At 42.4% G+C, this 19,816-nt stretch carries 12 protein-coding genes; 3 read left to right on the forward strand and 9 right to left on the reverse strand.

The genetic code is table 11. From position 1 onward, the window contains the following. Window positions 1–13 precede the first annotated feature (13 nt). Window positions 14–1,219: an MFS transporter gene (locus tag ACR32F_RS23705; protein WP_440111360.1), complete on the forward strand. Its 1,206-nt coding sequence runs from the start codon at window positions 14–16 to the stop codon at window positions 1,217–1,219. A gap of 84 nt (window positions 1,220–1,303) precedes the next feature. On the opposite strand, the gene ACR32F_RS23710 is transcribed toward ACR32F_RS23705, so the two are convergent. Beyond that, window positions 1,304–1,756: an Lrp/AsnC family transcriptional regulator gene (locus ACR32F_RS23710; RefSeq protein ID WP_440111362.1), complete on the reverse strand. Its 453-nt coding sequence runs from the start codon at window positions 1,754–1,756 to the stop codon at window positions 1,304–1,306. A 169-nt stretch (window positions 1,757–1,925) separates the two neighbouring features. On the opposite strand from ACR32F_RS23710, the gene ACR32F_RS23715 reads away from it, so the two are divergent. Then, window positions 1,926–3,110 carry a serine hydrolase domain-containing protein gene (locus tag ACR32F_RS23715; RefSeq protein WP_440111364.1) on the forward strand — a complete coding sequence of 395 codons (1,185 nt, stop codon included), beginning with the start codon at window positions 1,926–1,928 and terminating at the stop codon, window positions 3,108–3,110. A gap of 56 nt (window positions 3,111–3,166) precedes the next feature. Here the strand turns inward: ACR32F_RS23715 and ACR32F_RS23720 are convergent, their stop codons facing one another. The 5 genes from ACR32F_RS23720 to ACR32F_RS23740 all read right to left on the reverse strand — a co-directional run bounded on the left by ACR32F_RS23720 (window position 3,167) and on the right by ACR32F_RS23740 (window position 13,185). After that, window positions 3,167–4,528 (reverse strand): amino acid permease, encoded by a 1,362-nt coding sequence (locus ACR32F_RS23720; protein ID WP_440119995.1) that lies wholly within the window; start codon window positions 4,526–4,528, stop codon window positions 3,167–3,169. A 341-nt stretch (window positions 4,529–4,869) separates the two neighbouring features. Next, window positions 4,870–9,801, reverse strand: coding sequence for a hypothetical protein (locus ACR32F_RS23725; protein ID WP_440111366.1), 4,932 nt, complete (start codon window positions 9,799–9,801; stop codon window positions 4,870–4,872). Window positions 9,802–10,626: 825 nt separating this feature from the next. Then, complete coding sequence (gene sigK, locus ACR32F_RS23730) at window positions 10,627–11,325, reverse strand: RNA polymerase sporulation sigma factor SigK (protein ID WP_062329827.1); 699 nt, start codon at window positions 11,323–11,325, stop codon at window positions 10,627–10,629. Between the two features lie 128 nt (window positions 11,326–11,453). Further along, entirely contained in the window at window positions 11,454–11,633 is a 180-nt protein-coding gene (locus tag ACR32F_RS23735; protein ID WP_440111368.1) for a hypothetical protein, read from the reverse strand. An 844-nt stretch (window positions 11,634–12,477) separates the two neighbouring features. After that, window positions 12,478–13,185: an alpha/beta hydrolase gene (locus tag ACR32F_RS23740; protein ID WP_440119996.1), complete on the reverse strand. Its 708-nt coding sequence runs from the start codon at window positions 13,183–13,185 to the stop codon at window positions 12,478–12,480. 756 nt (window positions 13,186–13,941) lie between these two features. Here ACR32F_RS23740 and ACR32F_RS23745 point away from each other — a divergent pair. Further along, entirely contained in the window at window positions 13,942–16,203 is a 2,262-nt protein-coding gene (locus ACR32F_RS23745) for a galactose-binding domain-containing protein (protein ID WP_440111370.1), read from the forward strand. Window positions 16,204–16,274: 71 nt separating this feature from the next. Here the strand turns inward: ACR32F_RS23745 and ACR32F_RS23750 are convergent, their stop codons facing one another. From ACR32F_RS23750 to ACR32F_RS23760, 3 genes are all read right to left on the reverse strand, one after another. After that, a complete protein-coding gene (locus tag ACR32F_RS23750; RefSeq protein WP_440111372.1) occupies window positions 16,275–17,522 on the reverse strand; it encodes an MFS transporter in 1,248 nt (415 codons plus the stop codon). A 75-nt stretch (window positions 17,523–17,597) separates the two neighbouring features. Next, window positions 17,598–18,563 carry an ADP-ribosylglycohydrolase family protein gene (locus ACR32F_RS23755; RefSeq protein ID WP_440111374.1) on the reverse strand — a complete coding sequence of 322 codons (966 nt, stop codon included), beginning with the start codon at window positions 18,561–18,563 and terminating at the stop codon, window positions 17,598–17,600. A gap of 243 nt (window positions 18,564–18,806) precedes the next feature. Beyond that, entirely contained in the window at window positions 18,807–19,697 is an 891-nt protein-coding gene (locus tag ACR32F_RS23760) for a hypothetical protein (RefSeq protein ID WP_440111376.1), read from the reverse strand. Window positions 19,698–19,816: the final 119 nt, after the last annotated feature.

Raw genomic sequence — 19,816 nt, forward strand, 5'->3', positions numbered from 1 at the left:
GAGGTTTTTATTCATGGGCGCTAACACATCCCTCCCAAACCAAAGGGAGCTACCTTCCATATCTTCAGAACGCCTTCCTTGGGCTGGGCTACTTGCATTAGCCATGGCTGGATTTATTTGCATCCTGACCGAAAGCCTGCCTGCGGGACTGCTGCCTCAAATTGCAAAAGACTTGGGGATCACTGAAGCCCTCACCGGACAGTTGGTGACTCTCTATGCCATTGGATCACTTGTTGCTGCCATTCCCTTGACTGCTGCTACACGTGGATGGAGACGTCGACCTCTTCTGTTGGTATGCATCAGCGGCTTTCTTGTCTTCAACACCGTTACCGCCTTATCCTCGGATTACTTACTGACACTTGCTGCTCGTTTCATGGCCGGGGTCTCTGCGGGTGTGTTATGGGGAATGACAGCAGGTTATGCACGTCGAATGGTTCCGGATTCGTTAAAAGGCAAGGCCATGGCCGTGGCTATGGTCGGCACACCGTTAGCATTAGCCCTTGGTGTTCCAATCGGTAGTTTTCTCAGTTCTTATATCGGCTGGCGCCTCATCTTCGGGATTGTATCTCTTCTGACCGTAGCTTTAATCGTATGGGTTGTCTGGAAAATGCCGGATTTTGCTGGAGAGCCAGCTGCTGAACGTCTTCCGCTGCATAAGGTGTTTTTAATTCCAGGAGTTAGGCCCATTCTCTTTGTTGTTCTGGCCTGGATGCTTGCCCATAATATCCTATACACCTATATTTCTCCCTACCTTGCCCAGACCGTATTTGCTAACAGAGTAGACTTGATTTTGCTCATTTTCGGCATTACTTCCATTGTGGGAATTTGGTTAACCGGATTGCTTATCGACCGGTTTTTGAGGGGATTGGTTCTCATTAGCATGGCAGCATTCGCCCTAGCTTCTGTTGTGATGGGGATCGGTATTCACCAACCTGTGATTATTATCCTTGGTATCATGATCTGGGGACTTACGTTTGGCGGGGCAGCCACACTGCTGCAAACTGCCATTGCTCAAGCCGGGGGCAAGAGTGCAGATGTAGCTCAATCCATGCTGGTTACAGCATGGAATCTGGCGATCGGCGGAGGAGGCATCGTCGGCGGCATCCTTCTTGAGTTATTTGGAGCTGGATACCTTCCTGGGTCGCTGTTTATCCTGTTGATTCCTGCGTTGCTCGTAACTATGCGTGCTTATAAATATGGATTTCCCAGAGCGAATTAACAGGAAGGTAAGTTAATGATATGAGGAAAGAGGAGTTCACATGATGTGGACTCCTCTTCTGCTTTTCATTTTAGAGACAGCCATTTATTTGGCCTGTGCCAGTAAATTCGGTCCCTCCATGAGATTCTTATGGGCAATCGGAGAGGACATGGTAATTAAGGTCATATACGTGCCATACGGATCACACTTGTTCTCAAACTCTTCGAGTCCCTGGATGGTGTCTGTGAGGATTTTCAGCAAATAATTGTACTCCCCGCTTATCCGATAACATTCCACAACTTCAGGTGACGCACGGCAGAAATCCAGGAAAGGATAACAATCCCGGGTACGAAAAAGAACATAGGCTGTGCTCTGCTTGCCCAATTTGGAAGGAGAGATTACTGTACGATATTCCTCAATAACCCCTTTTTCTTCCATTCGCTTGACTCGTTCAGTAACAGCGGGCTGAGATAATCCTACCAGCTTGCCTAATTCGGTCATGGATAATCTCGCCTGGTTCTCCAAGTGATACAGAATATGCTGATCAATTTCGTCCATGAAATGCACTCCTTTAATATATAGGATCTGATCAAGAATTACCTTAGGTATATTCGCCAATTAATTATAATACCTTTAACGGCTTATGTGATACAAGATAAATCATTTATATAATAAACACAGTCACAATAATTAATCAAGTACATCATCTGAAGAGAGGAAGATAAGCATGGGGAAAGAAGACATGACGACATTGCATACTTATGTGAATGAAACCATTGACCGCGCTCTAAGCGAAAAAAGAATCGTAGGAACAGTTGTACAGGTTGCATTAGGAGGGGAACTGGTTTACAGCCGGGCTGCTGGTTTCGCGGACAGGGAGCATAAGCGCACCATGTCGGAAAACGCTCTGTTTCGGCTTGCTTCCGTAACCAAACCCATTGTATCAACAGCAGCTCTGGCATTGATCTCACAAGGAAAGCTGAGTCTGAATGATCCGGTGACCCGCTGGCTGCCAGCATTCCGGCCCAAGCTTCCCAATGGTCAGTCCGCTTCAATAACGGTTCATCAATTGATGACGCACACCGCTGGCTTGACATACCGTTTCTTCCAGGAAGAACAAGGAACCTATGAGCTTGCAGGGATCTCAGATGGCATGGATTTGGCTGGAATTAGTCTGGAGGAGAATCTTCAAAGGCTCGCTTCTGTTCCTCTTCTGTATGAGCCAGGAAACATGTGGAGATATTCCATTGCAACGGATGTACTCGGAGCTGTTATCGAAAAGGTTACCGGGATGTCATTAAGAGAAGCTGTTCAATTGCTGGTTACTCATCCACTTCACATGACCGACACTGATTTTGTTGCCGTGGATTCGGATCGGTTGACCGCCGCATACGCTGATGGTTCTGAAGAACCGCGTCTTCTCCATAAAGAGTTGGAGCAGGTTCCGTTTATTGAAGGTACTGCCGGTTTCCGGCTTGCACCCAATCGTGCGAATGATACTTCTGCTTATTTATCAGGCGGAGCGGGTATGGTTGGAAGTACCGGAGATTTTCTTACTTTACTTGAGACACTGCGGCAAGGAGGAAAACCTGTTCTTACGGAGGCCGTTGCCGCTGAGATGTCTACCAATCAAATCGGTGAACTTGTAATGCCGTATTGGCCGGGAAGAGGATTTGGCCTTGGTTTTACAGTACTTAAAGACCCTATTGCAGCCGGCACACCGGAATCACCGGGTACTTGGCGAATGGGTGGAACCTACGGACACTCCTGGTTTGTTGATCCAAAAGAAGAACTTAGTGTTGCAGCATTCACCAATACGGCACTTGAAGGGATGTCGGGCCAATATACTACCGATATCTGTGATGCCATCTACGCGGGCATTCGTGAAAGCCAAGAGGCTGCAAGAACATAAATACGAATAACCGCCCAATATCATTGGGCGGCTTTATTTTGCAACGAAGGTAAGACCTACTGTCTGTTACCGCTCAAGTTTCTCTTTTGGAGAAGGTAGATCCCAGCAACCAGAATAAACCACACCGGAGTGACAAATAGCGCCACTCGCGTATCCTCAGCCAATGCCAATACCACTAGCACAAATACCAGAAACGTCAGAATCAAGTAGTTGGAGAACGGATATAACGGTAGCTTGAAGCGACTGCGACTCGCCAGCTCCGGCTGGGTACGACGATATCTGAGATGACAGATCACCATGATGCCCCAGACAAAGATGAAGCATACAGTCGACACACTCGTGATCAGCGTAAATACGCCCTCTGGCATGATATAGTTCAGCACAATCGCGATCAAAATAACGATCGTAGAGAAAAACAGTGCGTTGGAAGGAACCTTCCTGTTATTCAGTCGTGCAAACGACTCGGGTGCGTTGTGATCCTTTGCCATGGAGAACACCATACGGCTTGTACTAAAAATAGCACTGTTACACGCCGAAGCTGCGGATGTTAACACCACGAAATTCACAATACCAGCCGCTGCCGCAATACCTACCGCTGCAAATACCTGTACAAACGGACTTTCAGTGGGCACAATCGCGTTCCACGGGTAGATGCTCATAATAATCAGCAATGCCCCAACATAGAAGAGCAGGACCCTGATCGGAATCTGGTTAATGGCTTTCGGAATAACCTTCTCCGGGTTCTCCGTTTCGCCCGCTGTCAGTCCTACCAGTTCCATGCCTACAAAAGCGAACACCACCATCTGGAACGATATGATAAATCCATGCAGTCCATTCGGAAACCATCCCCCATGACTCCACAGATTGGTGAAACTCGCTGGACCCTGATCCGTTGTAAAGCCTTTGAAAATCATATATAAACCAACAACAATAAGTGCCAGAATGGCCACGACTTTAATCAGGGCAAACCAAAATTCCATCTCACCAAACAGCTTGACCGTTGCCAAGTTCATGATTAGCAAAATGACCAGCGCAATTAACCCTGGCATCCACTGAGGTACATTTGGAAACCAAAACTGCGTATACAGTCCAACGGCCGTAATATCAGCCATGGCGATGGAAATCCAGCAGAACCAGTAGGTCCAACCTGTAATAAACGCCGCCATATTTCCCAGGTAATCACGCACAAAATCGACAAAGGAATGATACTGCAAGTTACTTAAGAGCAGCTCCCCCAATGCACGCATGATGAGGAATAACACAACACCCGTAATGATATAAGCCAGCAAGATGGATGGCCCTGTCAATTGGATCGTTTTGCCTGCTCCGAGAAACAGGCCTGTCCCGATTGCACCTCCAATCGCCATCAGCTGTACGTGCCTGTTCTTCAATCCCCTTGTTAACCTTTCTTCCTGCATGGTAACCACCACTCTCTTTCTGTACATGCTCTCTACGATGCAAAATAATATACCACTCATCATATAATAATCTGCCCCGAATACCTACCCTTCTTTTATATTTTTTTGTACAACAAAAAGGCCACCTTTGGTTGATATACTCCTCGTCAAATAGACAGTACAAATAATAAATCAACTATACTTTCCCTCGACCATGAAAAAACTCCCTTTACAGTAGCAGGTTTTATTTTTATCCTGTCAACCGTAAGGGAGCATATCAAATTTCTTACTGCTCTTTTTAGTTTCATATCATAATATTTTAAAGTGATGATTGTTTAACTCTAGAGATGCCTTATGTCTCATTATACTTCAAAAGAAAATGTGCGGCTGATTAAACGTTCATCACCAACAAATCTAGGTTGATTAATAATTAGTTCATCTATAATCTGCCTTTCTATTTTCATTTTTTCGTCAAAATCAATGATATTGATTACGGTATCACGGCTGCCTAAACCGTTTAAAGAAGTCCCCAAAACTAAACCAGCTTTATCAGTAACAATAAATCTATCGTGCTGAGGTGTCCGCCCAGATGGTGTTGAATATATATACACCTTAGTCTCTGGAGGATTCTGATCACAAATGTTTCTCCATTCTTGCTTGTATCTCTCATGAATAACTGATATATCTAAATCTTTCTGTTTTAATGAGCAGAGTATCCTCACATCAACGTTCTGTGGTATAAATTTTAGCAGTTCTAAATCACTAGGACCGAAATACGCATCATATATCTTGACATATTCAGTAGCATTATCCGACATCCAATTTCTCAAAAATTCTATTGCCGCCTCTTTTTGGCCTATGCTAAAAGTTTGCATTTTTGGTGCAACATTCTCAAGAAAAGTCGATGTTTCTGAAGTGGCTGCCATATTATTGACAACTTGCCCCATTTTAGCAATCATATCCAATAATTGAAGCGACTCTGAATAAAGTGCTTCGAGTCTTGGAGTTGACAAAGATTTGCTACGAGAAATAATAGAGTTCTCTACATACCAGAGAGCTATGCTAGAAGTTGTCTCGAAATCGTACCCCAGACAACAATACATCCATTTTGAAACAACTGCTTCATGTTGTATCACACCTCTGCCTGAGTATAATGAATTTAAAATGCTTTCACAAGCTGATGAAATCACAGGAAGATACTCTTCTTTTCTAGATAAATCTAGCTTTGAAGGATCGCTCCGAAGATTAAGAGCTAATATTTTTTCTTGAGATTTTGACATAAACATTGGTGAATCTATACTAGTAGCTAAAGAACTTGCAAAATTAGGGTCTATACTATGAGCTAATTCAACAGCCCCTCCCAAAAGTTGATCTCTTGACTCCTGACTTGCAAAAGCATTAGATTGCTTAACAGCTTCTTCAAGCAAAAACCTAGCTGCTTTTGAATTTGACATCTCATTATATGATTTGGCTACAAGTTGGAATCGACCAGCCCTGTCAATAGAATTAGAAATATCTTGTAGATTAGCTTCCGCTGTTGCAATTATAGATTCTGCGAAAGGTTTGTCGGCAAAATAAGCTTCGGATGCTGCTGTAGCCTGCAATAGCACTTTATCAGCAGAGTTAGGTATTGAAATAATCTCTCTTTTGATTTCTTCCCAAGATAAATTCAATGGATCCCAACGTGCACTGGCACGAAATATACCAGAACTCCTCAAAGACTCTTTCAACTTGTTAATAGAAATTTTACATGTAATTTTATAACCATCATGTGCAATATTGTTCCTATCAGGTAATTTTTCGTTTACTATTGCTAAAAGAGCCTCCGCAATAGTAAGAACCTGTCTTTCGTTTAACGAGGTTTTCAGCTTACTCTCTTGTCTATAAGTTACCGATTCAACAAGTTTGTCAATGTAGCAGTAAATAACAGCATCCATGTTAAGGTGTTTAATTAACTCTAATACTTTCAATGCTTCTGCGAAATTCAACTTTGATGGATAATTAGAAATACTTACTGGGTCTATAGGAATTCGTTTTGTAAACAGATATTTTAGTACACCGTCAAGCGCACCGTCTCTCAAATATTCTGGTAGAGCTTCTAATTTGTTAAACAACACGTTACGCTCTACTTCAAATAATAACGGAGCACTGTCAATAATTATTTGTTGTAGACTCACCTCATCAGAACAATGCTCAATTTCAGATAATACAATTGTTGAAATATCATTAAAAAAATCTCTCTTATTATAAAGTAGACATTTCAAAGCTAAACTTCCCATTAATCGGTTTCTATCAATAGCAGATGGAATCTGTTGTATCGCTTTTACACAGTATGCTATTCTTTCTTTTCCATCCTTACTATTTAAGATGTCAGGTACAATTCTTATTATTATTTTAATAATTTCTATATATAACATGGTTATTCTTTGATCAGCAAAAACAGAACTACTCTTTTTTGTTTCTGCTAACATAAAAATTTGTAAAGAGAGTTCCCTGTCAGATTGAGCAAGCACGCTTGAAACATCAAATCCACATGAAACTTGCTCCCATAAACAATCAATTTGTTCGTAAGATTTAATAAGTTTCTCAAATAATTGTTCAGCCTTTGTTGAATCATCTTTGTAAATCCAATTAATAAAATAAGTAATAGCAAGAGTTCTCCCTGTAGAATGTTCAATTAATAAGATATTATCCAAGTATTTTAATTTTTCATTGTAAGGAGTATTGAATCCTGATTTTGTAAATCGCTTAATGATTTGTACATAAACCCAATCTTGATAACTTTTGTTTATAATTAGATTTAATGTTTGATGAATAAAATTGACTGAATGATTATTAGAAGAGTCCGAAGTATATTCTCTAAGAACTTCTCCATACGCAAAGTCCCTTCTGTTCGCTCTGTTTAATTTTTTAGAAAACGAAACTGCCAATTCAGGATCATATTTTGTCAGAGCTGCAATCAATTTTCTAGTTATCTCCAAATGGTCAGCAGATGTGTTAATTAAATTTTCAAAGAAATCACTTAATCCTGTTACAAACTCTCGTTCGAGATTTATATCTAGCGGAACTAATTCTTTATGAGTAAGCAATAATCTTACTATTACAAAACAGCGTATGTCTATATCTTGAATCTTATCTATGGCAAAATAAACATTGTAATATCTAGCAGTTGCTTCTTCGGGAGACCACTTTTTTATAACTAATGCTAATATCAAGTCTAATCTGGCATTTTCGTCAATGGGATGCTTAATAATCGTTTCTTTTAATTTGTCAAACTCATCAATTAATAACTTTAATTCTTTTTCATCATGTAAATCTATGCTAGGTAACAAACACTGTGCAAGTTTTCTTAGATGAAGTTGAGTAGGAGCATAATCATCACTAAACTTTATGAGATCTAAAGCATATCTAATAACCTCACATATTTTATGATTAGTGTCGTTCAAATTACACCATGACTGTAACAAATAAATTTTAGCTGATATATCAGATATTTGTTCTACTTGCAGAAATAATTCATCCACAGTTACTTTTTCCAATACTGAGGATGCTGCTTTAGCAAAATCATTAAGAGAGTCATTACTGATCTGAGACTTTATTTTTTCTGCGGTTGAATCATCTGGACCCGCTTTAATCAAAACATTTGTCAGCAAAATATCCATCAACCTATTCTTATAATTTGAATTCCCCCTTGATTCCGCTATTTTCTCTATTAATTTCAAAGCTAATTTTGTCTGAAATGTTATCAGGTCTGTACATATGTCAAGTAATTTCTCAGTTAAGATTTCTGTTAATTCAAGAGTATTATCAATTAGTTCAACTGACTCTTCTAATGTTTTCAAAATCTCTAGAGGGATCGGTTGTTCTTTCTTGATCATTTCACTCCCTATTTTAGCAAATAACATAAGTCTATCTTCTGGCAGAACACAATTATATGCTAACTGGTTAGCACTCTCAAAATTATCCTGTGCCAGTAGTGCTTTTACCTGATTCTCAACAACGGGAGGGTTTGAGATTATTTCTGTAAAAAATGATTCAGTTAATGCTCCCCAAAATAATCTTTGGCTGTCATCACGTGCATATGCCATTTCGGAAAGAGATCTTATTATTCTTCTTACTAATGAAACGTTTCTTTGAGCCCCTAGTAATTTTGTTAAATTTTGGATATTTATTAATTTGACTAGAGATTCATAATTATTATTTTTTATATATAAAGCGGGAAGGAACACAGCAGAGTCTTCTACTTGTTTACCTTCGTAGTAGGTAATTAACAACTGAGTGGTTGAAATATTTAGTTCATCTAATTTATTAGAGATAAATGTTCTATATGTATTGTTAAATTCAATGAAACTTGTGTTTTCGCTACACTGAACGAAAACCAAGTCAGAGATGCAATGATCAATCTCTTCTTCACTGAGATTCAAGATTTCTGAAAGTTTCCCCTTTGAAATAGGTTCTGGAGAACTAACCAATACTGACAAAACATTCATTAATTCATTATTATCTTTGTCTAGTCCGTTCCAGCATGTTTCAATTAATTTAATATAATTATTAGGTAAATGGTTTATCAAAGAATCAAATTTATCTGAGTCCACTTTTTTCAGAGATCTTAAAGTATCAGCTAAATATCCAGGCATTCCCTCAGAGATATCATAAATTTTTTTGATTTGTGGTTTTGTTAGAATTTCAAAAAAATATTTTTCTGTCTCTTCTAAAGAAAAATTTTGAATCGGCACCGAGTCAGATTTCACATAACCCTCTAATTTTTCATTTGAACTTAGTAATATAAATATCCCAGCTGGATCATCCATCGGAAGATGACTTAGAATATTCTCTTCGCCGTTTATGTAATTAATCTTATCTAATCCATCAATTACAAAATAGAATGGGCCATCTCCAGTTCTCTTAATATAAGTTACTAATTCTCTTGACATACGATAGAACAATTGTTTTATAAAATGCTCCTCATGTAATGATTCATGAGATATTTCTTTAGTGAATTTAGCTGATATGGCTGGAATTTGTTGCATCTGAAGGCAAAGTTCAAGTAAAAAGAATGACAAGTTCGTATTCCAGAAATTATCTTTTATAAAAAATGATATACACTTATCCGGTTGCAATCTAACAAACTGAGATAATAAAATTGTTTTCCCACTAGCTCCAGGACCCTCTAATAATATTTTGGTTCTTTCTTTATTGAACATATCCCTAATGTGTCTAACAAGAGATTCTCTGAAGATTTCATTTTCAGGTGCTAATGGTAATAATTCATTTTTAGATGACATTGCACTCATAATCACCAATCCCCTTTGTGATTTTTATTGTCCACCCTTAGACTATTAAAGGCGATTGTAATCTCTATAGATACTATTAAAAGAATTATACAATCTTTTCAATTACAAAAAAAGGTATTATAAACATCACTTAAAATTATCGTGAAAATAATTGTAGTATATTTCAATAGCTTCTTAATAGAAGATTCGTCTATCTCTCAGCTCAATTATTTCCTTAGTCTATTTTTAATTAAATTACTGGATTGGGCAGATCAGTTCCTAATAAACAAACTTGAAGCTAAACCCCTTTCATTTCCATTGGGCCAAGTTGCTAAGACGAATACGGACAGTAAAATAAGCGTTCAAGTCATGAGTTGATTTCATCATAGCAAGAGACTTTCCTTCACTCAGTCATTTTCAGCTAAAAATTAAGTACACTTAAGTTACCGTGGAATAACTACTTTGATTGCAAACCTTTATTTTCTAATCCTCCGAACAATAGTATTAAGTATTCAAAAGCTTCACGGGAAGAAATCTCTTGGGTGAGCCTAAATAGAGCGATTAAAAATATTTATCCTCAATAAATAGCAATTTACGAGTTCCCGTTGTAACGCAGACTTTGATACACTAAACTCCCCATCCTGTGTACATCCAGTAATTAAAATGAGCGAAGGAGACTATCAAACGTTCATCGACAAAAAAATGTCCAGTATTTGTGCTGGATAAAGTAATATTTTAAAACTTATTTCTCCCTAGTTATCTAGAAGTCCTTGGTAAACAGAAGGTTTCACAGCAAAAAGGCCCCTTCCTCATCACGAAAGGCAGCCCTCTGTTCGAATCAGCTCTTTATTTCTGCTTATAAAACTCGTGATACAACTTCATTAACGCTCGTTTTTCAATCCGGGATACGTAGGAGCGTGAAATCCCAAGCTCCTTGGCAATCTCGCGTTGGGTGCGTTCTTCCCCGCCTGCCTCCAGGCCGAAGCGGCCAATCACAACTTCCTTCTCCCGATCATCCAAAATGTCGAGATTGCGATAAATTTTGCTTTTTTCAATTTTGAGCTGCACCTTATCTACAACGTCATCGGCTTCTGTTCCGAGGATATCGATCAATGTGATTTCGTTGCCCTCTTTGTCCGTACCAATGGGATCATGGAGGGATACGTCTTTGCGTGTTTTCTTCAGGGAACGCAAATGCATAAGTATTTCGTTTTCAATACATCGCGCCGCAAAGGTGGCAAGTTTGGTTCCTTTGCCTTGTTGAAAACTTTCAATGGCTTTGATCAAACCAATCGTTCCGATGGAAATCAGGTCTTCCTGGTCTTCTCCCGTATTGTCGAACTTCTTGACAATATGCGCGACGAGGCGCAGATTGTGTTCGATAAGCAAATTACGTGAATGTGCGTTGCCTTCAGCCATGAGGCGTAAATGTTTGGCTTCATCATCCTCAGCCAGTGGCTGGGGGAACGCATTATTTTTGACATACGAGACGAGTAACGTTAACTCTTTGATGAACAGGGCAATTGCGGTAAACAATCCGGGCACAGATGACACCTCCTGCAGTTTTACAACGATCTGGCCTGAGCACATGTGGGAACAGGGTCGATCTATTGTATGTAGGCAGAGGCCCAGAAGTGCACGTACACTTGAAAAAGGAGAGAACCTTGCAAAGTTCACACACTCACGGAAACGATAGCTCCCACTCGTTGAAGCAGGAGAAATTCTTTCTCCACACTTTCGATAAAATATTTTTTCTCGCCGAATAGGACGACATCATTTTGGGCTAATGGAACATCGCTTTTAAAGTAGATGATATTGTCCATTTCGCGAAAAGCACCTTTATAGTAGAACATTTCATCGACTCCTTAATAGAAATAGAGATAATTGAAATAAAACAATCAACAAATACTTATAACATGAACACATGTCTCCACGTCCGAGTGCTCAAATGTTGAAGAGAACGAGCTTTCGCGTGTCTTCCAACTCAGGCATGCCACTTGGCCCATGCTTGCTTCATCGTCCGTTCCATGGTCCTTTCGTAGCTCCTAGCCCTGAACCGAGTCAGAAGCCCTCACTATCCTTGCGGCATGAAGGCGGGCCGGAAAGTGTTCACAAGCCTGATAGTGTCGATTCATATGCCGGAGTATTCGGATAGAAGCATTAGCATAGGAGGCTTCAGTTAGGTTTAGATTTAATAGAGTTCAGAAGGATTCAAGGTGATTCACGAGGATTCAGCATGGACTTTTTTTAAGGAACCTAGGACGTCTTATTTGGACCAAAGCTCTCATTTTCAAACGTAAGGAACACCAGACACGTTATTTCCTAAAATTCTCTAAAAAAAGCGACAAACGGTTCTAAATTTCCGAAATAGCGTGTCTCAGGTTCTTTAACCTGCTGCAGGCGCTTCAAACCCTTGTATAAAGTGTCTCAGATTCGGTAGCTCTCATCCTCTGGTCTGAGCGAATATAAGAACAAGAACGATACGATCTATTATATGTAGGCAGAGATCCAGAACGTTTTCACGTATGTACATTCGAAAAAAGAGGACTCTATTCAATATGCTCTCAGCAACATTAGAGGCCGTCTTTCGAGAATGAGAGAAACAAACCGATGGCTTAACTCACGTACCAAAAAACCTCAGTTCTGTGCAAGACAGAACTGAGGCCGTTGCTCATTCGCTATATGGATGCCTGCGGATTACTTAAAGATGCGTTGCGAGAACTGATAGAGCCCGCTGTTCCAGACAGACGGTTCGTGCCCGCCCACATCCTGATACCAGGTATGCGGAATGTTCATGCTGCTCAAGCCGTTTTTGAAATTCTGGCTGACCCATAACAGACCGTCACTCGCTCCGCAAGATATCCATAACAATTTGAGTTTGCTTGCTACTTCTCCCGGATTGGAAACCAGCTCCGACACCGACTTTGTATTCGGTGCTGCGGAGAAGGCTCCTACCCAGGCGAAGGTATTCAGATTCTTCAACCCGAAATTGAGGGATTGGCCGCCACCCATAGACAAACCTGCCAGTGCACGACTATTCCGATCCTTGTAAACCGGATAATTCGATTCGATATGAGGGATCAGATCCTTGAGCAAGTCTTGTTCAAATCTCTCAAATGCAGCCACTTTATCCGGGGCAAAAATGTCACCGACCGGGCGATCATCCTTCATGGCGCGACCATTTGGGAATACCACGATCATCTGTGACAGCTTGCCTTCGGAATACAGGTTGTCCAGAATGTTCTTTGGTTTCATCGCGTTAACCCACTCATACTCATCCCCTCCGATACCATGTAGGAGATACAGGACGTTGTACTTTTTATTCGGTGAATATCCAGGCGGTGTGTACACTTGTGCTTTCCGAGTATTTCCAACAGTTGTGGAATAATAGGAGATCAGATTCATATTGCCATGCGGAATATTGTTTCGATATGAGTCATAGCCAGGTGGTGCGGGTACGACCTGGCTTGCAGCCAGAGTGTTGCCCGCTTCGTTGCTGGATACATTCTGTGATTCATATACTGCGTTCTGAGCACCCTGGCTGGAATCCGTGGCGAAAGCCATCGTTGGTGCAACCATTGCAACAGCCATCGAAAGACTTAAAATGATAGAAAGACGTTTTTTCATTTCACTTTTCTCCTCTCAATTTGGAAAGATTAAGTATGACTGTTCTGAAAGATTCACTACATCTTGCTTGATGCTGAAGAGCCACTTTCTGCAACCTTCTTGCAAACAGGCCTTCAATGAATCCTCCATACCCCGCATTGAAAGCCCTTACAAAAATAACTTGATCACCCCCTTTCAGTTCATCATGCTCTATGTAGGATATACTTTATTATAGCGCTTGAAATTACTTATATAGTCTATTAAAACTTATTTATCCATTTCATGCAACAAAATTTGCTCTCTTTGAAAGTTTCAACTTGAGTTCTTACAAGATTCGGTTATTTCTTCAGCACTCCCCCCAAACGACAACTTCAAAATTGTAAAATTATGTTGTTATATTGAATATTTTACCTTATCATAAACTTCAAAAGGGGGTGAGCATGCCAAGTTTCAACAGACTGGCAGTATTCTTCTTCTGAGAAACACTACAAAAGAATTCCGACGCTTAGGACAATCTCTTTTGCCACTATTTTATTTTCTGGGAGGAAAATGATTATGCACACAGTGCGCTCGTCGATCCAAAAAGCCTGGGCTTCATTTCTGGTCATTGCGTTATTACTTCCTTTACTGGTAGGTCTGTGGCCTTCTCATGTTTATGGTGCATCTAACAACGAAGGAAAAATCACATTAACGGCTGATGATGAATTCACCCTTTTTGTAAACGGCAAGCAAACGGGGAAAGGCACTGACTGGAGCAAGGCCTATACGTTCCCTGTTCAGATCCAAACCGGTAAAAATGTCATTGCAGTACAAGCGAAGGATATCGGTATCTATGCGGGGCTGCTCGCAGATCTTAGCTATGGGGATGAAAATATAGTTACCGACTTCAACTGGAAAGTATCCGAACGATATGTTGAGGGTTGGGAGCAACAAAATTTCGATGATGCGTCATGGTCACGCGCTACTGACTTCGGTCGGTATGGCAGTGATCCCTGGAAACAGGTCAGCGGCATGCCTCAGGAAACCAGCGCACGCTGGATCTGGGCAGGTAAGACCAACTATAATGCTCCAGTTACAGAAGCCTATTTCCGAATCTCATTTCAAGTTTCCGAGGACGGACTGGCGATTAGCAATCCCATTACTTCCTCAGGTCAGTTTGAGCAGGTGGATTATAAGTTAAAGCCGACCCTTCCCATGCCTTCCTCGATCGTAAACAAGCTTCCGGTGGTGAATGCGGTCTTTGAAACGGTTGAAGATAAAGGCTCTGTAGAACTTAATGCCCAGGAGGCCGCTCAGATCGGCAACAGCCTTGTCCCAGGTCAGATCTTTCTAGATCAGTCCTCTGCCCGGGCCATCAAAGTGGCGAGTACCAATAAAAGCTCAAGTGGAGTACGGGTAGAATACACCACCCCAGGTGTGGAAGAATTATTCGACTACTATGATATTCCTGAGCAGGAGGTATCTTTCGAAGAACGCAATATCGTCATGCCTGACCCTGACATGGTGATAGACAGCACGGATTTGCTTATCCAGGATACCGCCTCCTCATCCGATTCAGATATCGCTGGCGATTCTGATATCCAGCAATTCAACATAGACAATACCATCCAAAATGATATGGAAGCGGAAACAATCGAGACCAATTCTATGGATTTGAATGATGTGATTCGTGCCGCCGGAGCAGGAGATTTTGCCAACTGCAAAAAATCTGGCAACGAATTTGTATGTGACTTTAAGAAAGTGCTTGTGAATCAACAAAATGCAAACGGAAACAAAGTCTACGTCGAAGCTGGCGGTAAGCTTACTCTAATTACACCCAAAGTTACGGGGAAATACGGCTTCTGGGGAAAATATGATCTGAAATTTACAGCCGGAGAAAAAGCCAACATCTACATCAAGGGCGATGCCAAATTCAAAAAAGAGGTTAAAGTACCGATCATGGGCTTAAATCTCAATGCAGGCAGTCTGGGAGCCGTATCGGTTGGGGTATTCCTTGTCATCGGCGTTGACGGCAACGTCACCTTTGAATTCCAGGTTGATCAGGGATACACGGTCACTGCGGGAGTCAAAGGAAAAACACGTGTCTTCATTCCTGTCAAAATCCAGCCTTACAGTAATGTAAACAGATATCTTACGGTAACTCATAAAATTGAGGGACAGATCACGGCTTGGGCCGGGGCCAAAGCAGAAGTAGGGCTGAAAATCGCTGGGAAGAAAATACTGGAGGTGAGTGTTTTCGCCGGAATTGAGGGCACCGGGAAATGGACAAGCAGCAATAACGTGCCGAGTACCATGTCTCTAACCATTGATGCTCTCGTCAAAGGGGAAGGAGCCGTATTTAATAAATCCTTCAAGCTCTTCGAGCTGCGGTGGAACCTGGTCAGGCTGGTGAAAAATCCGACAACCGGACAGAACTTGGCACGGAATGCCACCATCACGGTAGATTCCACCTACCCAGGATATTCCGCCGCTCGAATCAATGATGGGGACCAGAACACGACATTGGGTGAAAACTATAGCTGGGCCAATAACCAAAATTCCCCGCTTCCCCAATATGTCGTATTAGACTTGCAGGCGGCCAAATCCATCCAGCGGATCGATTTGTATACTTCCCAGGGATACCCGCTTGCCAATTATGATCTGCAATACTGGAACGGCACAACTTGGGTGAACCTCGTTCAGATCACAGGAAATCAGGAGTTGAAACGATCGCATGCATTTACAGCGGTCAGCACCTCCAAGGTCCGTGTCGTAGCGAGCAAAGGTCCTGCCCATCAAACAAACTATGTGCGAATCAATGAGCTTGAAATCTATTAAAACAGTACACTAAAAAAAGCCTCAGCTTCCTTGTTTTAAACAGGAGGGCTGAGGCTTTCTTGACGATCTTTTTAGTGTACCGATACTGGCTTAACCACGTCCGGGCCTTTGGGCAAGGTCTGTTTGCGTTCCATCATTAGGCTGATGAGCAAACCCAGCAATCCACATGCGGCAATGACTGCTGCATACAACGGTACCGAGATGAGCCCCGTATGCATAATTGCAAACCCGCCCAGATAGGCGCCTCCTGCATTCCCCAGATTAAACGCGGAGTGACTCGACGTTGTCGCCAGCAGCGGCGCTTCGCGGGTCATATTCATAATTCGAATTTGCAACCCTGGCATTATACCAAACGCCGCAACTCCCCAGCAGAATATAGTGATTACCGCAAGGTACGGATTGTCCAGCGTCAACGTTAATGCCGCCAGTAGAATTGCCAGTATACCGAAGTTGACGATCAGGGAAGGCATCAGCTTCCAGTCCGCCAAACGGCCGCCCAGCATATTGCCCAATGTAACACCAACACCAAACAGCACCAGAATCCAGGTCACGCTCTGCTCGGCAAATCCACTAATATCGACAAGCATTGGTGTTATATACGTAAACACTGTGAACAGGCTTCCACACCCCAGCGCACCAATGAGTAGTATCAATAACACCTGCGGGCGAACCAGATTCCGGAATTGCTGCCCCAGGTTTGCAGGGGGTCCCTGCTGGATCACGGGAATGAAACGAATGATTCCGAATAACGAAATAATGCCCAGTATAGTAATGGCCCCGAACGATGACCGCCATCCAAGCTGTTGCCCGATGAATGTACCAAAAGGAACGCCAATAATATTGGCAATCGTTAATCCAGCCAGTACAACAGATACCGCTCCTGCTCTTCTCTCCGGTGCAACCAATCGTGTTGCCATCAGCGATCCTACACCCAGAAACGTACCATGGGCAAATGCCGTCAGAATACGTGCCGAGATGAGCAGCCCATAAGTCGGAGCAATCACAGACAATGCGTTACCGATAATAAAAATACACATCAGCAGCACCAGCAGATTTTTCTGCGGAATCTTGTGAGTGAACACGGTAAGTATTGGCGCACCTACCGCCACACCGAGCGCATAGCCCGTAATTAACTGTCCTGCTTGGGGTATGCTCACATTCAAATCCGCCGCCACATTGGGCAGCAGGCCCATAATAATAAACTCCGTCATGCCAATGGCAAAAGCCCCTAGCGTCAGGCATAACAGGGATAATGGAAACGCCCCTCGTTTACCGGACTGCGAAGCCTGTGGTTCGATCTTGTGTCCTGTCGTACTCATAGATGTTTTCTTCTCCTGTCTCTTTCTTTATCTGTTTAGCTCTTACTCTCTCACTTCATCTCACCAAGTTTGAAATCAAAAACGACTTCCTGTCGCTTTCAGCCACAGGGCATCTGTTAATTGATGGAGTGTTTCGCTCATCGCGAGCTTCTCTCGCCAGTGTGCCGGAATGCCACTGAGCCCATAATAGGCACCCGCAATTTGCCCGTACACAGCCCCCGTTGTATCCGCATCATCACCCAGATTGACAGCTAACAATGCGCCTTCCTCAAAACTTGAGGACTTATGAAATGCCCATATAGCCGCTTCAAGTGAACGAACCACATATCCACTCCCCTTAATTTCGGGCGGTTCCTTGTGCCGGTAAGAACCTAAAACGACCTCTTCGATTGCTGGTGAAAAAGAAGGCTTTCCCCTCCACTGTCGGCATGTCTCAGGCATCAGCATAACATCCTTGTCCGCTCCACAAATTCCCGCAACCAGAATTGCTGCCAGTACCTCACATGCTTCAATACTTTCCGTCGCTGCATGAGTTGTCCGAGAGCTCGGCTGCGAATAATACACCGCTTCCTCCGGCTGATTCGCGTAAGCCATCGCTACAGGCGCGAGTCTCATAATGGAGCCGTTGCCTGCCGTCATCGGATCGGTTGACCCGCTGTATGCCTCACCTGTTGCTGCAAACCGCTCAAGCGCATTGCGTGTAGCTCCGCCAATATCAAAGCAGGTTCCTGTACTGCTCATATAGCCAACCTTATACCAATTGGTGTATCTGCGCATCTGGTCCGCAGGATCGAAGCTTTCTTTTCTTACCAAACTTTCCGCGAGACACAGGGCCATCGACGTATCATCCGTCCATTGTCCCGGAGCCAAATCAAACACACCGCCGCCCACCATATCAGTAACCGGCTCAAACGTACCAGGGCTGCTGAATTCCACTGTTGTTCCTAATGCGTCCCCCACTGCAAGTCCTGTTAAACATCCGTGAAAACGATCCTTTTGCAGCATCGTTGTCCCTCCTCTGCAATCCATATCTCCAATCATTACTCCCATTCTCCCACAAGCCCAGATATGGCGTAAAGGTGTTTCATGTTTTCCTTGGACAGTGCATCAGCCTTATGCGAAATCTGTAGAACGGGCAGGCCCATCCATTTTCATATTTTAATTTCAAAATAAAAAGCAGCCTGCTCTCTTGTTTCCAAGGAACAGACCACCTCATATAACAGCGGTAATAGAACTTTTTTCTACCTAAATCTCACAGCATACCTATTAAATACAAGATCGCCCTTACTCATTCATCATGGAGTTAAGCGATGCATAAACCATAGGCATAAAACCTTCGGATGGTTCGCCGATAGGTGCATTAATATGGAAGATGAAGCCATTGCCATCCAACTCTTTCACAATAACATATTCGGTCTTCTTATTGTTTTGAGCCATCATGAACAATCTTGCTTCTTTCATCGGGCCTTTGCTGAGCGATTCTTTGCTTAATTGTTTCACTTTTCCGGTCTCGGCCAACTCTTCCTTGGCATCGATCTTCAAATTATCCAGCTTATAATTCGAAGGCAGCTTTTCAATCTCGACCTCATAATCGGGATCAATCTTCATGGTCAATTCCTGATCATCCGTATCAAAAGTCATTGGTTCAAACACATAAAGCGAGTACCCTTTCCCTTGGGCAAGTGTGACGGGGCGTTTCTCCGTCATCCCTTCTACGGTCACTTCCAGCTTAGCTGTCTTAGGACGATCCGATGTAACGTTACCGCCTACAGTTGAACTATCGCTGTCATCATCAGATTCAATTTTCACAATCTCTTTAAGTATCAACTGTTTGGTCGTTGGATCGCCTTCAATGGCTTTTTCGACATATTTGAATTGAACGGAATCCTCATCGTCAATGTCATCCAAAGACTTTTGCACATCTTCCCCCACTTGGAAAGACATCGGCTTCTCATTCACTCGAATCTCAACCGTGTGCGGATCTGCCCATCCGGTTAAAACGCCTTTGGCTTTTATCGCAGCATGTTCCTCAGGCTGCTGTTCCGGGGCCGGTGTCTGTACTTCTGTATTGTTCGCGGGTGGCTGAGCAGTAGGTTTACTGTTGCCACAGGCCACAAGGGAGAATCCCATTAATAAAACAAGAAATGACGCACTAATATTCATTGTATTCCGCATATGAACACCTCCGTTAGCTTATACGCAATGATGCTTGTCCATGTTGCTTGACTAACTTGATTGCTTAGTATTACTTACACGGCTGAAAGGTAGCTCAATCATGCAAATGCTTGATAACC

The sequence above is a fragment of the Paenibacillus hebaui genome (genome assembly GCF_051934385.1).
Lineage (GTDB): Bacteria > Bacillota > Bacilli > Paenibacillales > Paenibacillaceae > Paenibacillus.

Excerpts from the sequence above, each read along its gene's own strand:
- ACR32F_RS23720 (WP_440119995.1), bottom strand. The coding sequence starts at position 4,528 with ATGCAGGAAGAAAGGTTAACAAGGGGATTGAAGAACAGGCACGTACAG.
- ACR32F_RS23735 (WP_440111368.1), bottom strand. The coding sequence starts at position 11,633 with ATGTTCTACTATAAAGGTGCTTTTCGCGAAATGGACAATATCATCTAC.
- ACR32F_RS23760 (WP_440111376.1), bottom strand. The coding sequence starts at position 19,697 with ATGCGGAATACAATGAATATTAGTGCGTCATTTCTTGTTTTATTAATG.
- ACR32F_RS23755 (WP_440111374.1), bottom strand. The coding sequence starts at position 18,563 with ATGATTGGAGATATGGATTGCAGAGGAGGGACAACGATGCTGCAAAAG.
- ACR32F_RS23740 (WP_440119996.1), bottom strand. The coding sequence starts at position 13,185 with ATGAATCTGATCTCCTATTATTCCACAACTGTTGGAAATACTCGGAAA.
- ACR32F_RS23750 (WP_440111372.1), bottom strand. The coding sequence starts at position 17,522 with ATGAGTACGACAGGACACAAGATCGAACCACAGGCTTCGCAGTCCGGT.
- ACR32F_RS23710 (WP_440111362.1), bottom strand. The coding sequence starts at position 1,756 with ATGGACGAAATTGATCAGCATATTCTGTATCACTTGGAGAACCAGGCG.
- ACR32F_RS23745 (WP_440111370.1), top strand. The coding sequence starts at position 13,942 with ATGCACACAGTGCGCTCGTCGATCCAAAAAGCCTGGGCTTCATTTCTG.
- ACR32F_RS23705 (WP_440111360.1), top strand. The coding sequence starts at position 14 with ATGGGCGCTAACACATCCCTCCCAAACCAAAGGGAGCTACCTTCCATA.
- ACR32F_RS23715 (WP_440111364.1), top strand. The coding sequence starts at position 1,926 with ATGGGGAAAGAAGACATGACGACATTGCATACTTATGTGAATGAAACC.
- ACR32F_RS23725 (WP_440111366.1), bottom strand. The coding sequence starts at position 9,801 with ATGAGTGCAATGTCATCTAAAAATGAATTATTACCATTAGCACCTGAA.